Consider the following 12913-nt stretch of genomic DNA (forward strand, 5'->3'; position numbering starts at 1 on the left):
TTACTCACTGGATGATGTAAGACGATTGGCGTTGAACGTGTAACGATTACTTACACGTTCAACTTGTGTGCTTGACTGGTTTGGCTGGCGAGTTGTGCATACTGGGAATCAAGCAGATCTTGTGCGCTGCTGTAGCCGTGCTTTTGCTTTATCTGCTGCCAGCTATCGATAAGGCGCAACCAAGTGTGTTTTGATTCGGGATAGTCGATGATCAGCTGGTTCAATTCGGCTATTGAGCGATCACAATAAGCTGCAATGGCGTTGCCTTTAGCTTGGCGTTCTTGCTCAAGCTCTTTACCCAGCATGGCGACTAGGGCGTCGCTGGTGGCGTGGGCCTGTGCATCAAACATGGCTATCTGCCTTATTAATCATTAGCTGGCTTGCGTGATGGCTTGTGTGATGAGCGCTGCGGTTGAGCCAGCTGATAGTTCTATCGCTTACCGTGATATTGATTGCTGGTGGCTCGGCGATGCGGGTGAGTTTTACGCGACCGCTGCGGCTGACTTGGATGTTGGCCACTTCGTTTAATGCGGTGGTTTTTAACGGGCCGTCATCCAATTTTGTAACGTGATAACGCTCGCGGAAGGCATAGCTGCAAACATGGCTTTGCAAGTAGGCCTCGAGTTCGTTTTTACGCTGGATCACCGTTGGGCAATGCATCAGCTCGGGTAATTGGGCGAGGCGACAGGCAATGCTGAGGTGTAACAGCAGTTGCGATTCTACGGGTAGCAGTGTGGCGCTGTGATGCGCTGCGATTGGGTGGGACATAGGTCACCTCGCATGGGTTGTATTGGGTTAAGGGTTGCTTGGTTGGGTAAAGCGGGTTGGTTAGAACACGTCGAAGGGGATTAGCTTGGCTAATAGCATTAGCACTAAGTCTATAAAATCAGGTTGTTGGGCTTTCATAGTATTGCTCCATGCGGTTTTACGGTGGCAACTATCCGGTAATTCCGGATGGTTGCGGTGTAAACGGTGCCGGTTACGTCATCCGGCGGCCTGAACCCGTCATCTGCCGCAATCTTGCCGCTAATAACTGGTGCGCGACTTTCAGGCGTTCGCGCTGCTTTACCAGTGGACCCTTGCTTATTAACCCTAACCAGATCCAAAGCTGGCTCGAGAACTACGCTCGACTCGGGTCGCAGTCATAACCTGCGCTTGTAAGTGGCCGCTTCTAACGGCTAGTTAGTCACATGGGCTTGTCCTCTGTTGGTATTCCTACTGACGCCGCAGGCTGGCTTGTAAGTCTGATTGGCGTGATTAGTGTGATTTCAAAACCGCTAATTGCTTTGCAAGTGACAGGGTGTTAACGCTTTCAATCTGTTCCTTTGTTCCTTCCCAGGCATCAAGCAACTCTTGACCTGCTTTGCGGTATTCAGCGCCGATTTCGCGGCGGTGGATGCACAGGCGTTTAGCGTCTTTTTTGCTTACGTTGTGAACGGGGACAACCAGCTCAAGCAGGTTATCTTCGGCAATTTCTAATGAACTTCTGCCATAAGTTTGCATGGCGTTCTCCTTGTTGTTCGCATTGGTGAAGCAGTTTGTGTACGGCCTTCCGAGCTTTCGCTGTACACCAGCGCGTTGTAACGCCGTAACTCAGCACGTTGCGCCCCGTGCTATTTAACCGATTGTGCAAACTGCTTCCCAATGCGCCCTCACTGTTAAGGTAAGGGGCCTTGTCCATCTACCACACCGCCGATGGTTGGCGGGGCTATACACATATTTGGGTCATGCTCGCAGTAAAACCATTTAGTACCTGTTCTTATGGGCTCTTCCCACTCAAACAGTCCGGTCGCCAATAGCGGTGTATAGGTCTGTTTACGCGGATTACTATCCTCCGCCGCGTGATCCTCGGAGTAACCTAGCTTGGTTCCCTCACAAATGAGGGTGCCAAGGTTAGTTGTTCATGGGCCATTCTGTTAAAGAGCGTGATTAGAATCTTTTCATTTTCGTTCTAATCGATGCTCAAAGTTTAGTTGAATAAACTTTCGTGTCAATGGGAAAGTTTAATAAAATAAACTTTTTGTTTAGGGAAGCAAATTGCAGATACAAAAAAGCCACCTAGAAGGTGGCTATAAAGGCTGGTGATAAATGGTGGTTAGTCGATTAGCTCGACCTTTTCTAGCTTGAATGATTTGCTGGCGTCAGAGTCAATGCAAAACGCAGTAAATGCACCATCTGGCTTAATGTTTTGCAAAATCAACTTACGTGGCTTACCTGCATTTGATCCGCCGTTATAGATAACTTCGATGGTTTCATTGCTCAGGAATTTATCTAAAAATGGCGCCATCGCTGGATTGGTTTGCTTTAAACTGTCTACAGTGGCGCATAGGGTAACAACATCGGCCAGTTTCTTTTTCGATAACGCCTCAAATTGTTTTTCAGTTAGCTCTAGCTTGATCATCACTATTCCTTGTTATTCAACTTTAGTTTGGCGCAATACCGCCAGATATGATTTGTGGATTGCCGTTCTGGTCAGTCATCACGCGATATAGTTTGTGCTGACCTTGGCTAATGCTGGTTTCAAAATGGCGAATACTTGCACCACCGCATAGGGCGCTACCTGATAGCTTTGAACCTAAGATCAACTCACCTGATTTTATGTTAAAGGTGACTTTTTCAGCGGTATCTAACTTGGCTGCTAGGTTGTCATTTAAGAAAACATCGACATAGCAACCACCACCCATAAAGCCGCTATCACGAATTATGGTGATTTTGGCTTCTTTACTGTCGACGTTGTTGATTAGCACTCTTTCTGCTGGTGCAGGCTTGGCTTTGTCGATTGTTACAGCTGAGGTGGCGCAGCCAGTGAGCAGGGCTATTAATGTTGAGGCAGTGATAAGTCTCATACAAAATCCTTTTACTAATTTAATTATTCCAAACGTTTAGCACTGACCACCAGAACACCCAGCCGATAATTTTAATGTCTGCGGCTTTTTCTGGGGAGATAAATTCATCGGGGAATTCATCGTTGTTATAGCTTTTAATGCGAATGCCACCACCAGGGGTGCGATAGAGCATTTTTACTCGTAACATGCCATCGTGATCAATGGCGTACATCTCACCATCGATAATCGATTTTTTACTGGTATCGACGCCAACGGTAGTGCCGTGGCGCAGCACTGGCAGCATGCTATTGCCGCTAACGGTCACACAGGCCGCGTGGTGCGGTTCGACTCGGCTCTTTTTAAGGGTAGATTTTGCAAATCGGAGTTTGCAGCCGCCGTTCTCTTGTACAAATGTAGATCCGCTGCCTGCAGCTAATTCTACTTCACGGTAAAACGGTAGTGCCACTTCATCATCCCTTAATGGTGTATCGCCATCCCATAGCTCAAAGCCTGCATGCCACTCAGCATTTGATTCTCGCACCTCGAGCTTTTCTGCCTCTCCGCTTAGCAGCCAATCAGGGGAGCATTTTAAGCATTTAGCCAGCGATAATAAGTTCTCACCAGAAGGTTGTGTTGTGCCATTTACCCAATGACTAATCGCACCTTTAGATGCACCTGTTTGTTTTACTAAGTCAACGGATTTCAAGCCTAGTGCTCGCATCCGCCTCTTGATTCGTTCTGACGTGTCCATGTTAAGCAATCTAAACCTTTTAAGGTTGAAAGTCCTATACAAAATAAGTTTACTGATCTAAACTTCTGTTCAATTCGTTAAACGTCACTTCCAAGCTGGAATTTAATATGAAAAAAACTGACGCGATTAAGTACTTCGGTTCGAGCATCAAGCTCGCAGAGGCGCTTGGACTTAATAAGTCTGCTGTTTCTCAGTGGGGCGAAGAGGTTCCTGAGCTTCGTGCGTTTCAGCTTGAGCGCTTAACGGGCGGTGAGTTGAAGGTTCATGCTGATAAAGCCATTGAGTCTACGTCTTCACCTCGGGTTGCTTAACTGCTCTTGTTAATGACAAGGATATCTAACTCTATGACTAAAAACACATTAAAGCGCGAATCGCTTTCATGCTCAGATCCACTCTATGCCGCCCATGCGCTTGGGCACGATTACGGGGTGGATAAGCTGGCTAAGGATTTATTCCAGCAGCCCGGGGTGATGTACAACAAGTTAAACCCTGAGAACGACAGCAATCACCTTTATTTGCGTGATGCGATACACCTGACTGAGCTGGCCGACGATGACCGCATTCTCTCTGCGTGGTGCCATAGCCGCGGCGGGGTGTTTGTAAAGCTGCCTGAGTCGGTTAACTGCGATGAAGAGTTAAGCGATCAGCTACTGCTGATTAGCGAGCAAATGGGCATTGCACTTGCCGAGATCCGCGACTCCCGCGCGGATGGGGTGATCACCCCTGATGAGTTTGAATGCATTAGCCGTGAGCTCACCAAAACCGTGCGTGAAGTGCTGTCGCTTAAAGCGGTAGTGAGTAGCCAAGTGCGGGATCTGCCAAAAGCAAACCCTTTCAGCGTTGAGTTACAACCTAGTCAGATTTTTTCAATTAATGACTCTGTGTCAATAACAAAGAGCGCGCAGCATGAGTGATGTTATTTATGATGCGGCATTAGAGCATGAAGCGCATATCAAGGCCGCTTTAACTGTTCGTCAACCAACACTGCCTTTTATTGGCCAGTGCCATTACTGCAAGGCAACTGTTTCAACTAATCAACATTTTTGTGATGCCGACTGCCGCCATGACTATGAGCGGTTAAAGGCCAATGGGAGAGTGTGATGAGAGCTTATGACCCGGTGATTGCGGTAAAGGTTAAGCCAAATCAGTTAACTGATAAGTGCACCACTAATAAAGCAGAATTCCCAAATTTTGAGGCGTTAAATGAGGTCTGCAACCATCTTAGCGGCAAGTACGCAGATATCCCTTACACACCAGAAGAAGATGCCGAATTCGCTCGCATTGAGCGCAATCAAGATATTGCCTTGCTAGCTAACGTGATTCGCACGTCACCGACGACGAGTGCTGAGGCGATTGCGGCGCGAGTGTTGGATGCGGGGTATCAGTTTTCGGGTAGTGCAGTGCGCTTGAAATAAGAAAGCCCACTATAGCTATGGAGGCTGTGGGCTTAATACCAAAGAGAGGCAAAAACAATGGTACTGGAATCAATTGATAGCGTCAATCATGGCGCTGGTGGCAGTAATGTGGTGCCGTTACGGCCCGTTGCTGAGCACAAACAGCAAACGCGGGGTGGGGTGGTGAAAGCAGATTTGGAAGATGGTTATTTACGACTCTCCAATACGCTGGTGGACGCCCTGTGCCGCACGAAATTAAGCGATCGTGAGAGTCGGGTGGTATTTGCGGTTATCCGTAGAACCTATGGCTACGGCAAGGCCACTGACTGGGTATCTTACAGTCAAATAGAAGAAATGACGGATATCGATACTGACAACGTATCGCGGGTGATTGGCGGCTTATTAAAGCGCAATGTGCTGATCAAAGATGGCAAGAAAATTGGGGTTAACCCAACGGTTTCTTCTTGGACTGATAAACCAGCAAAGGCAAAAACTGTCAATTCTGACAGTAAAAATTCACTGTCTATTCTGGCAGTAAAACCTGTCAATTCTGACAGCGAGACTGTCTATTCTGACAGTAAAAACTGTCTAGATAGACCCCCACAAAAGAAAGACATTAATACAAAAGAAATACAAAAGATCTCTTCGTCGAACATTGCTGACGCAATGGCCGACACACAGATAAAACCCGATGCTGCGATTCAAACTCCTAACGGCAAGCTTTGGGGCACTCAAGACGATTTAACCTGTGCTGAGTACATCTTCAACAAAGTGCTGATTGTTAACCCCACTGCAAAGCAACCGAATTGGCCTGATTGGGCTAACCAAGTGCGCTTGATGCGTGTGCAAGACAAGCGCACTCACCACGACATCTGCAAGCTGTTTAAGTTTGCCAATACCGACTCGTTTTGGGCGAGCAATGTGTTATGCCCAAAAACCCTCCGTAAACAATGGGACAAACTAAACGCCAAACTGCTAGCGAGATCATCACATGAAGCCAATACAACAACTGCTACCGCAAACCCTGCACGCTATGAACACTCCACAGCACGAGTATTCCGCGAACTGCGTGAAATGGCAGAGCAACTCGAGCATTCAGCAGATCACCACGGTGGTGGCAACACAATTGATGCCGACTATGAACCTGTACAGCCGTGATTTTAGCAATCGCTTTGGCGCTGAACTAGGCAGCGTAGTGCAGGAGTTTGTTAAGCAAATCGGTGAGGCTGGCTTGAGTGTGGCTGAGGTGATGATTGGCATTGAGGCCTTTAAACAACGTGCTGCAACTGCGCCTTGGAGCGTTAACCCCGCTGAGTTTGTGGCGATGTGTACGCCTACACCTGAGCAACTTGGATTACCCAGCGCCGAGCAGGCTTACCGCGAGTGTTGCTCCCATGGTCGGTGGCCGAGTGAGCACAATTGGAGCCATGGCGCGGTGTTTGCCGCTGGCCGTGAAACGGGTTGGTATGAGCTGCAAAACCGCACAGAACAGCAAACATGGCCGTTGTTTAAACGCAATTACGAGGTGATGTGCCGCCGTGCAGTTAAGGGTGAAAGCTTTGATGCATGCATTCCTAAGGCGCTTGCCGCCCCAGTAAACAAGCCTGTTGAAAGCCAAAAGGCTTGCTCGATTATCGCCTCACTGCGCCAAAAGTTTGGGCTAAGGACTGCCAATGGCTCTGGCAATTAAACACTTACCAGATGATGCACCGGATTTTTATAGCGCGATTGTGGCGCCTATGTCTGTTGATACTGCTGCTAGTCAAGTCGTGCAAGAGGCGGTTAACGATGCGGAGTTATTTGTACCAAAAGCGGTGACAGCCGCTGAGTTACGGGCCCAAGGGTTATTGCGTGAACGCGAACTACCGCAAATGTGGCATTGCCGCGGTGGTGAGTCGGATATGGAGAAGATTGTAAAGCATATGTCGGTTATCCCCGCGGAGTTTAAACATTCCGTATCAATCGAGTATGAGCGTTTATTTGCCATTGGTGGGCGCCTTGGACGTAAACAAGCCAATCAGTTTTTAGTGAGACAGTCAAAGCGGTTTAGAGGGGTTTAGCAGTATGGACTTTAAATTACTACATGGAGATTGCCTCGAGCTGATGAAAGGCATACCTGATAACAGCATTGATTTGATTTATGCAGATGTTCCTTACGGAACGACTCGCTGCGCATGGGATGAAGTTATTCCTCTAATTCCAATGTGGGAGCAGCTTAAACGAATTATTAAGCCTAATGGTGTTATTGCAATGCATGCAGCACAGCCATTCACCTCGGTTTTAACATGCTCAAACTTACCTTGGTTTAAAGAAGAAATAGTTTGGGAAAAAGGTAATGCGACAGGTTTTTACAATGCCAAAAAGCAACTAATGAGAGCTCATGAGCATGTGCTTATTTTTTGTAATGGAGTTGGCACTTACAACCCACAAATGACGCATGGTCATCCAAGAAAAACAGCATCAAGAAGTAAAACAGGCAGTGAGTGCTATGGAGAAGGCTCAAAAGGGTCTGTTTACGACAGCACTAGCCGTTACCCACGTTCTGTTCAGTTTTTCTCATCAGATAAGCAAAAAAGGAAGGGCGAAAGAATTAACCCTACTCGTAAACCAGTAGCGCTGTGCGAATGGATTATCAACACATATAGCAATCATGGAGAGACCGTTCTTGATTTTTGCTTTGGTAGTTGCTCAAGCGGAATAGCCAGCATGAACACTGGGCGTAATTACATTGGCATCGAACAAGATGCTGATTTTTATGCTGATGCGTTTGCTAAGTATTGCGCTGGTAATGCGGAGGCAGCATGAAGCTAATTATTGGCATTGATCCTGATCTCACAAAAAGCGGCGTGGCCACTGTGGTAGCCGGCAAGATACTGCTGCTTAAGAGCATGGGATTTAGCGAGTTGATTGAGTTTGTAGTTAGCAGTGCTGCCAGTTCGCCTTGCGTTGTGCTGCTTGAGGATGTGGATAACAAAAATCCAGTATTCGCTAGCAAGTTAAAGCGGACTGCCAAAGGCCAAAATCCATTGCTGGCTTACGTTGGCCATGCCCCAAGCCAAGGCGGTAGTGAATTTAAGATCAATATGAGCAAGGCTGAGGACTTGGGCAAAGTGAAAGCCACCGCCAGATTGATTAAAGAAGTACTCGAGGACAAAGGGATTACCGTGACTTTGGTTAAACCGCTGCGTGGACCTGTGAAAAAGGCCAAGGATAGCAGTGTGTATTTTAACAAGATCACCGGCTGGACTGGCCGCAGCAATGCCGATACTCGTGATGCTGCGTTGATCGCCTTGTTTGGTAAGGGGGAATTATGCCGTTAAAAGCCCCATTTGCTGAGCGCTTGGCGCGTGGTGTTGAGTTGTATGTAAACCAAAAGATGACGCTGATAGAGAGTTCTGCAGCCGCGCCTGTGTGCCGTAAAAAACTATCAAAAGAGCTTAAGGATCGCGGCTTATTGCGCAAGGAGCCTAAAAAAGTCAGCGAAAGATTAGAAAAGGCCATCAAATTTTATGTTGATGAAAAGCTTTCGGCTTATAACGCCGCAAGCAAGGCGGGGGTTGGGCAAGTCAGCCTGTTAAAAATATTAAGAGAGCGCGATTTACTGCGTAAAACGGCCGAAAAGAGCGCCGCCAACTTGGAGCAAGCGATTGCCTTGTATGTAGCTGGCGCCACGATTTTTGCGGCCTCACGCCAAGCTAAGGTTGGCAATCAAACCTTAGGCGATGCGCTAAGTGCCCGTGGATTGCTGCGCAAGCAGCCAGAACGTAAGCCAATGAGCACTGTATCGCGCCAAGATCCGCTTGAGTCGGCCGAAAGCCGTGTATCAAGCATGGCACTGAGCATTATTCATTCCGCTGCCCGTGCTGCAGCTAACCACCAAGGAGATGGCAGATAAATGATTTCAATTGAGCGCTTGTTTGAGCTGCTATCTCCACGCGGGTTATCGATTGGTGCGGCTTGTGGTAAAGGGGTTTTTAGTAAGGAGGATGCTATGGGTGTTGTTGCGCAGGTGCAGGGTAAGTACCCAGTTGGGGTGAAGGTGTTAGAGGCGACCATTTGCGGCGATGTAGATGCTGAGGATGTACTCGTAAAGGCGCTATGCAAGCAGTATGAAGTCGATTTTAGGCCTGTTGCCGCTTCGGCCTTGGCAAAGCTTGCCGTAAATGAAGTGTGCGGTACCCGTGTTTGCCCTGAGTGCAAGGGAACAAAACTCAACTATCACCGCAATGGTGAGTGTAAGCACTGCAGCGGTACCGGAAAGATGTTGAACACCGTTGAGCAGCTGACTAAATCGTTTTGTGATTTGAGTGGCGCCAAGATCACGACAGAGCAATTTAGCCAGCATTTTTACGACAAGTATATGAGTGGCGTAGATGCACTACATCAGCACGAACATGATGCCGCTCGCTTTGCTAAAAAAGTGCTGCGGATGGTTGGCGAAGAAATGGGGCTAGCGGGTTGATGAAAGCACCTGACAACAGAGAAAAATTTAAAGACGTGGCATGGACTCAAGGCAGAGTACTTGAAACAAGAACAACTCGGCGTTGGAGCAAGCAAGCTATTGAATTAGCAAGCCGTATAGAGCGCAGAACCGCATTTGCTTACTTTTATGCCCATGATCAAGGTCGCAGCCGTGAATTTGTCTATCAATTTGAAAGTGTTGAAGAGTGTGTAAGCGCGATAAAGGCGCATAACAGCGATTTGGAAAAAAGGCTTTATCCCAATGATTGAAACGGTAAGCGACTTAGTTAAACGGCTGAAAGAAGAGGCAGAACAACTTGAGTCGATGGGCTCGGTTGATCTGGCCTGCGGTGTTGAAGCGGCGGTAAGAGTGATCAGTAATGAACTCGATGGCCACCTGCCCATTGGTAATGCCGATTATCACCGGATTGAGCCATTGGAGCGGATAAATAAGCGCTTAATGTCGGTGTTAGCAACGCAGTCATCTATTAATGAGCGGTTTGATTTGCACTGTAAAAAGCTGGTGTTATCAACGCCTGAATACAAGGCTTTGGTTAGTACTAAAAACGCCATTCATCAGCAGATTAATGCGTTGCCTAAGTGCAATGCCTGCCGTGGTGTTGGCAAAGTTAAGCCAATGTTCGAGCTGTATCCTTGTGATAAATGCGGCGGTTCTGGCGTTGATTTAGCGGCTAATGGCGAGCTGATTAAGTTGCAGCAAGCGTTGATACTGGCTGAGTTTGAGTTGATTGAAAAACTGACCGCTGCACTGTTTAAGGTGGGGTTGTCAGCTGCTGATAAAGAGGCGATATCGGTTGAGTATTTCTACGCGGATTGCCGCACTAACATGAGGTGCGACTGATGGCTATCGCCTGTATTGCCTTAAGTGATGCGGCCATTAAACGGGCTGTGGCCGATCACTCGATTACCGAAATTAGGGACCCACGTTATCCGCTACGGTTGCGATTGGGTAGTTCGCGCAGTCGTGGCAGTTGGTATTTAGTCACCAATAAAGAGGGAAAGACGAATTGGTCAAAGGTGGCGAACTGGCCGCTGGTGAGTGCTAAGGCGATCATTGATGATTTACCCACATTGAGCATTCAGCATCGGCAAGATCAAAGCGTGAAGGTGAATACCTGGTTAAGTTGCGGCGGCTTGCTGAATTGGTATTTAACCCGGTCACAGGCGGATACCAGCTTATCGATTAAACGGCGCCGCAATATTAAATGCACCATCGTTAAGCATTTATTGCCTGTGCTGGGTGAGGTGATGCTGAGTGAGCTCAATCATCATAAAGTCGATGAGCTATTAATTTGGCCGCTGCAGGCGCGTTATTCTATTGGCAGTGTTCGCCAGTATTACGCAGTGCTGCGCAAGGCATTTAAGCAAGCGACAGTGCTTAAGTTGATTACTGAAGATCCGTTGGCATCACTAAGCTTTACGGATTTTATCGCTACACCCATAGCCACCAAACCACCTCAATTACAGGCAACGGATTTGCCTAAGCTACTTAGTGACCTTGATACCGCCAGTGATAGTGCTGCGTTGCTGGTGTTTATTATGTTGGCCTACGGTACCCGCATTGGGGAAACCCGCTTGCTTAAGTGGAGCTATTACGACGAACCCAATGCTAAGTTGGTGATCCCCGCCAATATCACCAAAACCCATGCTCAATTGACTATCCCTATCTCTGGACTGATGGCCGATGTATTACGCTGGCATAAGTTAATGCAAGCTGCTGCAGGTTATCGCGGCGGGTACCTATTTCCGCACCCATGCCGTAACACCGGCTTAGATGAACGTGGTGCCAATAGCTTGGTTAAACAGGTGAGTGGTGGTGAATGGACGGCCCACGATTTACGCAAACTGGCTCGCTCATGTTGGGCTGATTTGGGTATCGATTACATGGTGGCCGAGCAGATGCTAAACCATTCCATGACCAAGCTAGACCAAGCCTATATTCACACCTATTTAGCTGACCAAAAGCGGGAGGCTATCGAGCTATGGCATAAGCATTTGCTGTCGATACACCATCTATTTGCAGAGCGATTAAGTCAAGACAGTTTCAAGATGGAAAATATTAGCAAAACAGCTTAAAGCCTTGTGGGGCATGGCTTGCAAGGCAATTTATGCATCTTCAAAAGAGGAAGATATTTAATGAGTAAAGTAGCATCTTTTAAACCTTTCTATCACGGTGAAAACAGCTTTGTTGTTCTGGATAGAATCAAGCATTTTAGTATGCATAGCAGTAATGGCTTCAATGGTACCAAGATTCACTTTGATGACGGCACCGAGCTGTTAGTTGGCGAATGGCCTGAGGCAGTGCGCGATGCAATTGAGCAAGCAGGAGCAGAGTAATGGCTTGCTCAATAATAAGAAGTAATGGTCAAACAGTCGGTTTTATTTGTGGAGACTTCTCAGAAGATGAGATCAACATGGACGACTGCAGCGAATGTGGAGATAACTTCCCTGCAGCAGAATTCCTATGTGATTACCCAGTAGGAAACGATAAAACTTGTGATCGCAAACTGTGCCGCAAATGCGCGAAAACCGTTGGTAAGGATATGCATTATTGCCCACAGCATCACAGCGAATGGAACGAGTACCAAAATAGTGGGCTTGGTCGAATCGAAGTGCTGAAAGCAATCGAATCAGGCAAAAAGTTAACAGTGATCAAGTGAGGTCTTTATGCAATGGCTAGACGCAGAAATTATTAAAAAAGCAGTCAGTCAATACCCTTCTAATTTTATCCCGGCTACGGCAAAGGAGTTTGTTTACGACGAGTGCGAAGGGAATGATGTCATAGGCACAGTAAAGGGGTTTTATCTTGACGGTGTTTTCCACATTCAAGAGGTAGTGACTCATGTGTAAATGCGTGAAGTGCGGATCTAGTTCAATAGAATTTCAGTTTGTAGAAGATGGTGCCAATTTAGGTACATGCAAAGAACAAGGAAAGATGAGTGAGTTTATTCGCTATGTGGCAAGGACATTTGACTACCAAATCGTTTGTAAAAAAGAGCATCTATTAAAAACATGCCGGTGCTGTAAATATGCGTGGCGTGAGCATACGTTAGATAATGCCACGGCTAATCAATCTCCGCCTGGTGACGATTAATGATAACCACCTACATCGCTGGCCCAATAAGCGGAAATGTCGAGATCAACAAGCAGGCATTCTTTAAAGCGGCTGAGCAACTGGAGGGAACTGGCAGAGTAGTGTTGCACTCTGCTGGCCTGCCGTTCGGCCTAACCGAACCCCAATACATGGATATCTGTTACGCCATGATTCGCGCCTGCAATGAGATTGTGATGTTGCCCGGTTGGCGCAGGTCTGCAGGCGCCACGGCCGAGTATTACTACGCCAAGAAGATAGGGCTTAAGATCGTCTTTGTTCCAACGGACATAGACATTGAACGAGGTATTAGTTTAGTATAAATGTGTTGCTAGATAATTAAGATAGCATTATGTGCTAATCTATAAAG

24 protein-coding genes are annotated in these 12913 nt (G+C 47.3%); 18 read left to right on the top strand and 6 right to left on the bottom strand.

What is annotated here, in order from left to right; genetic code table 11:
* Positions 1 to 50 precede the first annotated feature (50 nt).
* The 6 genes from KXJ80_RS10285 to KXJ80_RS10310 form a co-directional block, all read right to left on the bottom strand.
* Positions 51 to 350, bottom strand: a complete 300-nt coding sequence (locus KXJ80_RS10285) for a hypothetical protein (RefSeq protein ID WP_259474720.1) — start codon at positions 348 to 350, stop codon at positions 51 to 53.
* On the bottom strand, positions 343 to 768 hold the full coding sequence (locus tag KXJ80_RS10290; RefSeq protein ID WP_259474721.1) for a hypothetical protein: 426 nt from the start codon (positions 766 to 768) through the stop codon (positions 343 to 345). Before KXJ80_RS10290 ends, KXJ80_RS10285 begins: the two co-directional genes overlap by 8 nt.
* Before the next feature lie 489 nt (positions 769 to 1257).
* Entirely contained in the window at positions 1258 to 1503 is a 246-nt protein-coding gene (locus KXJ80_RS10295; protein WP_259474722.1) for a hypothetical protein, read from the bottom strand.
* A 592-nt stretch (positions 1504 to 2095) separates the two neighbouring features.
* Positions 2096 to 2401: a hypothetical protein gene (locus KXJ80_RS10300; RefSeq protein ID WP_088211468.1), complete on the bottom strand. Its 306-nt coding sequence runs from the start codon at positions 2399 to 2401 to the stop codon at positions 2096 to 2098.
* A 22-nt stretch (positions 2402 to 2423) separates the two neighbouring features.
* A complete protein-coding gene (locus tag KXJ80_RS10305; protein WP_259474723.1) occupies positions 2424 to 2846 on the bottom strand; it encodes a hypothetical protein in 423 nt (140 codons plus the stop codon).
* Between the two features lie 19 nt (positions 2847 to 2865).
* Positions 2866 to 3576 (bottom strand): S24 family peptidase, encoded by a 711-nt coding sequence (locus KXJ80_RS10310; protein WP_259474724.1) that lies wholly within the window; start codon positions 3574 to 3576, stop codon positions 2866 to 2868.
* Between the two features lie 107 nt (positions 3577 to 3683).
* Between KXJ80_RS10310 and KXJ80_RS10315 the strand changes: the two genes are divergently transcribed.
* The 18 genes from KXJ80_RS10315 to KXJ80_RS10400 all read left to right on the top strand — a co-directional run bounded on the left by KXJ80_RS10315 (position 3684) and on the right by KXJ80_RS10400 (position 12866).
* Positions 3684 to 3887: a Cro/CI family transcriptional regulator gene (locus KXJ80_RS10315; protein WP_240129183.1), complete on the top strand. Its 204-nt coding sequence runs from the start codon at positions 3684 to 3686 to the stop codon at positions 3885 to 3887.
* 33 nt (positions 3888 to 3920) lie between these two features.
* Positions 3921 to 4490, top strand: a complete 570-nt coding sequence (locus KXJ80_RS10320; RefSeq protein WP_259474725.1) for a phage regulatory CII family protein — start codon at positions 3921 to 3923, stop codon at positions 4488 to 4490.
* Positions 4483 to 4677, top strand: a complete 195-nt coding sequence (locus KXJ80_RS10325; RefSeq protein WP_259474726.1) for a hypothetical protein — start codon at positions 4483 to 4485, stop codon at positions 4675 to 4677. The genes KXJ80_RS10320 and KXJ80_RS10325 overlap by 8 nt, the downstream gene beginning before the upstream one ends.
* Complete coding sequence (locus KXJ80_RS10330; RefSeq protein ID WP_259474727.1) at positions 4677 to 4991, top strand: hypothetical protein; 315 nt, start codon at positions 4677 to 4679, stop codon at positions 4989 to 4991. The genes KXJ80_RS10325 and KXJ80_RS10330 overlap by 1 nt, the downstream gene beginning before the upstream one ends.
* Positions 4992 to 5048: 57 nt before the next feature.
* A complete protein-coding gene (locus KXJ80_RS10335; RefSeq protein WP_259474728.1) occupies positions 5049 to 6128 on the top strand; it encodes a replication protein in 1080 nt (359 codons plus the stop codon).
* Complete coding sequence (locus KXJ80_RS10340; protein WP_259474729.1) at positions 6109 to 6660, top strand: replication protein P; 552 nt, start codon at positions 6109 to 6111, stop codon at positions 6658 to 6660. Before KXJ80_RS10335 ends, KXJ80_RS10340 begins: the two co-directional genes overlap by 20 nt.
* Positions 6644 to 7030: a hypothetical protein gene (locus KXJ80_RS10345; protein ID WP_259474730.1), complete on the top strand. Its 387-nt coding sequence runs from the start codon at positions 6644 to 6646 to the stop codon at positions 7028 to 7030. The genes KXJ80_RS10340 and KXJ80_RS10345 overlap by 17 nt, the downstream gene beginning before the upstream one ends.
* A gap of 4 nt (positions 7031 to 7034) precedes the next feature.
* Positions 7035 to 7775, top strand: a complete 741-nt coding sequence (locus KXJ80_RS10350) for a DNA-methyltransferase (protein WP_259474731.1) — start codon at positions 7035 to 7037, stop codon at positions 7773 to 7775.
* Complete coding sequence (locus KXJ80_RS10355) at positions 7772 to 8290, top strand: hypothetical protein (protein ID WP_259474732.1); 519 nt, start codon at positions 7772 to 7774, stop codon at positions 8288 to 8290. The genes KXJ80_RS10350 and KXJ80_RS10355 overlap by 4 nt, the downstream gene beginning before the upstream one ends.
* Positions 8281 to 8865: a hypothetical protein gene (locus KXJ80_RS10360; protein WP_259474733.1), complete on the top strand. Its 585-nt coding sequence runs from the start codon at positions 8281 to 8283 to the stop codon at positions 8863 to 8865. Before KXJ80_RS10355 ends, KXJ80_RS10360 begins: the two co-directional genes overlap by 10 nt.
* Entirely contained in the window at positions 8866 to 9432 is a 567-nt protein-coding gene (locus KXJ80_RS10365; RefSeq protein WP_259474734.1) for a TIGR02642 family protein, read from the top strand.
* Entirely contained in the window at positions 9432 to 9701 is a 270-nt protein-coding gene (locus KXJ80_RS10370) for a hypothetical protein (RefSeq protein WP_259474735.1), read from the top strand. Before KXJ80_RS10365 ends, KXJ80_RS10370 begins: the two co-directional genes overlap by 1 nt.
* Complete coding sequence (locus KXJ80_RS10375; protein ID WP_259474736.1) at positions 9694 to 10293, top strand: hypothetical protein; 600 nt, start codon at positions 9694 to 9696, stop codon at positions 10291 to 10293. Before KXJ80_RS10370 ends, KXJ80_RS10375 begins: the two co-directional genes overlap by 8 nt.
* Positions 10293 to 11528, top strand: coding sequence for a tyrosine-type recombinase/integrase (locus KXJ80_RS10380; RefSeq protein ID WP_259474737.1), 1236 nt, complete (start codon positions 10293 to 10295; stop codon positions 11526 to 11528). Before KXJ80_RS10375 ends, KXJ80_RS10380 begins: the two co-directional genes overlap by 1 nt.
* A 60-nt stretch (positions 11529 to 11588) precedes the next feature.
* Complete coding sequence (locus KXJ80_RS10385) at positions 11589 to 11789, top strand: hypothetical protein (protein WP_259474738.1); 201 nt, start codon at positions 11589 to 11591, stop codon at positions 11787 to 11789.
* Positions 11789 to 12112 carry a hypothetical protein gene (locus KXJ80_RS10390; protein WP_259474739.1) on the top strand — a complete coding sequence of 108 codons (324 nt, stop codon included), beginning with the start codon at positions 11789 to 11791 and terminating at the stop codon, positions 12110 to 12112. The genes KXJ80_RS10385 and KXJ80_RS10390 overlap by 1 nt, the downstream gene beginning before the upstream one ends.
* 7 nt (positions 12113 to 12119) lie before the next feature.
* Positions 12120 to 12302, top strand: a complete 183-nt coding sequence (locus KXJ80_RS10395; RefSeq protein WP_259474740.1) for a hypothetical protein — start codon at positions 12120 to 12122, stop codon at positions 12300 to 12302.
* A gap of 243 nt (positions 12303 to 12545) precedes the next feature.
* Positions 12546 to 12866, top strand: a complete 321-nt coding sequence (locus KXJ80_RS10400) for a DUF4406 domain-containing protein (RefSeq protein ID WP_259474741.1) — start codon at positions 12546 to 12548, stop codon at positions 12864 to 12866.
* Positions 12867 to 12913: the final 47 nt, after the last annotated feature.

The organism is Shewanella xiamenensis, assembly GCF_024971755.1.
Classification (GTDB): Bacteria; Pseudomonadota; Gammaproteobacteria; order Enterobacterales; family Shewanellaceae; genus Shewanella; species Shewanella xiamenensis.

What these genes read in the sequence shown, in the direction of transcription:
- KXJ80_RS10285 (WP_259474720.1), bottom strand. Translation starts at nt 350, where the DNA reads ATGTTTGATGCACAGGCCCACGCCACCAGCGACGCCCTAGTCGCCATG.
- KXJ80_RS10290 (WP_259474721.1), bottom strand. Translation starts at nt 768, where the DNA reads ATGTCCCACCCAATCGCAGCGCATCACAGCGCCACACTGCTACCCGTA.
- KXJ80_RS10295 (WP_259474722.1), bottom strand. Translation starts at nt 1,503, where the DNA reads ATGCAAACTTATGGCAGAAGTTCATTAGAAATTGCCGAAGATAACCTG.
- KXJ80_RS10300 (WP_088211468.1), bottom strand. Translation starts at nt 2,401, where the DNA reads ATGATCAAGCTAGAGCTAACTGAAAAACAATTTGAGGCGTTATCGAAA.
- KXJ80_RS10305 (WP_259474723.1), bottom strand. Translation starts at nt 2,846, where the DNA reads ATGAGACTTATCACTGCCTCAACATTAATAGCCCTGCTCACTGGCTGC.
- KXJ80_RS10310 (WP_259474724.1), bottom strand. Translation starts at nt 3,576, where the DNA reads ATGGACACGTCAGAACGAATCAAGAGGCGGATGCGAGCACTAGGCTTG.
- KXJ80_RS10315 (WP_240129183.1), top strand. Translation starts at nt 3,684, where the DNA reads ATGAAAAAAACTGACGCGATTAAGTACTTCGGTTCGAGCATCAAGCTC.
- KXJ80_RS10320 (WP_259474725.1), top strand. Translation starts at nt 3,921, where the DNA reads ATGACTAAAAACACATTAAAGCGCGAATCGCTTTCATGCTCAGATCCA.
- KXJ80_RS10325 (WP_259474726.1), top strand. Translation starts at nt 4,483, where the DNA reads ATGAGTGATGTTATTTATGATGCGGCATTAGAGCATGAAGCGCATATC.
- KXJ80_RS10330 (WP_259474727.1), top strand. Translation starts at nt 4,677, where the DNA reads ATGAGAGCTTATGACCCGGTGATTGCGGTAAAGGTTAAGCCAAATCAG.
- KXJ80_RS10335 (WP_259474728.1), top strand. Translation starts at nt 5,049, where the DNA reads ATGGTACTGGAATCAATTGATAGCGTCAATCATGGCGCTGGTGGCAGT.
- KXJ80_RS10340 (WP_259474729.1), top strand. Translation starts at nt 6,109, where the DNA reads ATGAACCTGTACAGCCGTGATTTTAGCAATCGCTTTGGCGCTGAACTA.
- KXJ80_RS10345 (WP_259474730.1), top strand. Translation starts at nt 6,644, where the DNA reads ATGGCTCTGGCAATTAAACACTTACCAGATGATGCACCGGATTTTTAT.
- KXJ80_RS10350 (WP_259474731.1), top strand. Translation starts at nt 7,035, where the DNA reads ATGGACTTTAAATTACTACATGGAGATTGCCTCGAGCTGATGAAAGGC.
- KXJ80_RS10355 (WP_259474732.1), top strand. Translation starts at nt 7,772, where the DNA reads ATGAAGCTAATTATTGGCATTGATCCTGATCTCACAAAAAGCGGCGTG.
- KXJ80_RS10360 (WP_259474733.1), top strand. Translation starts at nt 8,281, where the DNA reads ATGCCGTTAAAAGCCCCATTTGCTGAGCGCTTGGCGCGTGGTGTTGAG.
- KXJ80_RS10365 (WP_259474734.1), top strand. Translation starts at nt 8,866, where the DNA reads ATGATTTCAATTGAGCGCTTGTTTGAGCTGCTATCTCCACGCGGGTTA.
- KXJ80_RS10370 (WP_259474735.1), top strand. Translation starts at nt 9,432, where the DNA reads ATGAAAGCACCTGACAACAGAGAAAAATTTAAAGACGTGGCATGGACT.
- KXJ80_RS10375 (WP_259474736.1), top strand. Translation starts at nt 9,694, where the DNA reads ATGATTGAAACGGTAAGCGACTTAGTTAAACGGCTGAAAGAAGAGGCA.
- KXJ80_RS10380 (WP_259474737.1), top strand. Translation starts at nt 10,293, where the DNA reads ATGGCTATCGCCTGTATTGCCTTAAGTGATGCGGCCATTAAACGGGCT.
- KXJ80_RS10385 (WP_259474738.1), top strand. Translation starts at nt 11,589, where the DNA reads ATGAGTAAAGTAGCATCTTTTAAACCTTTCTATCACGGTGAAAACAGC.
- KXJ80_RS10390 (WP_259474739.1), top strand. Translation starts at nt 11,789, where the DNA reads ATGGCTTGCTCAATAATAAGAAGTAATGGTCAAACAGTCGGTTTTATT.
- KXJ80_RS10395 (WP_259474740.1), top strand. Translation starts at nt 12,120, where the DNA reads ATGCAATGGCTAGACGCAGAAATTATTAAAAAAGCAGTCAGTCAATAC.
- KXJ80_RS10400 (WP_259474741.1), top strand. Translation starts at nt 12,546, where the DNA reads ATGATAACCACCTACATCGCTGGCCCAATAAGCGGAAATGTCGAGATC.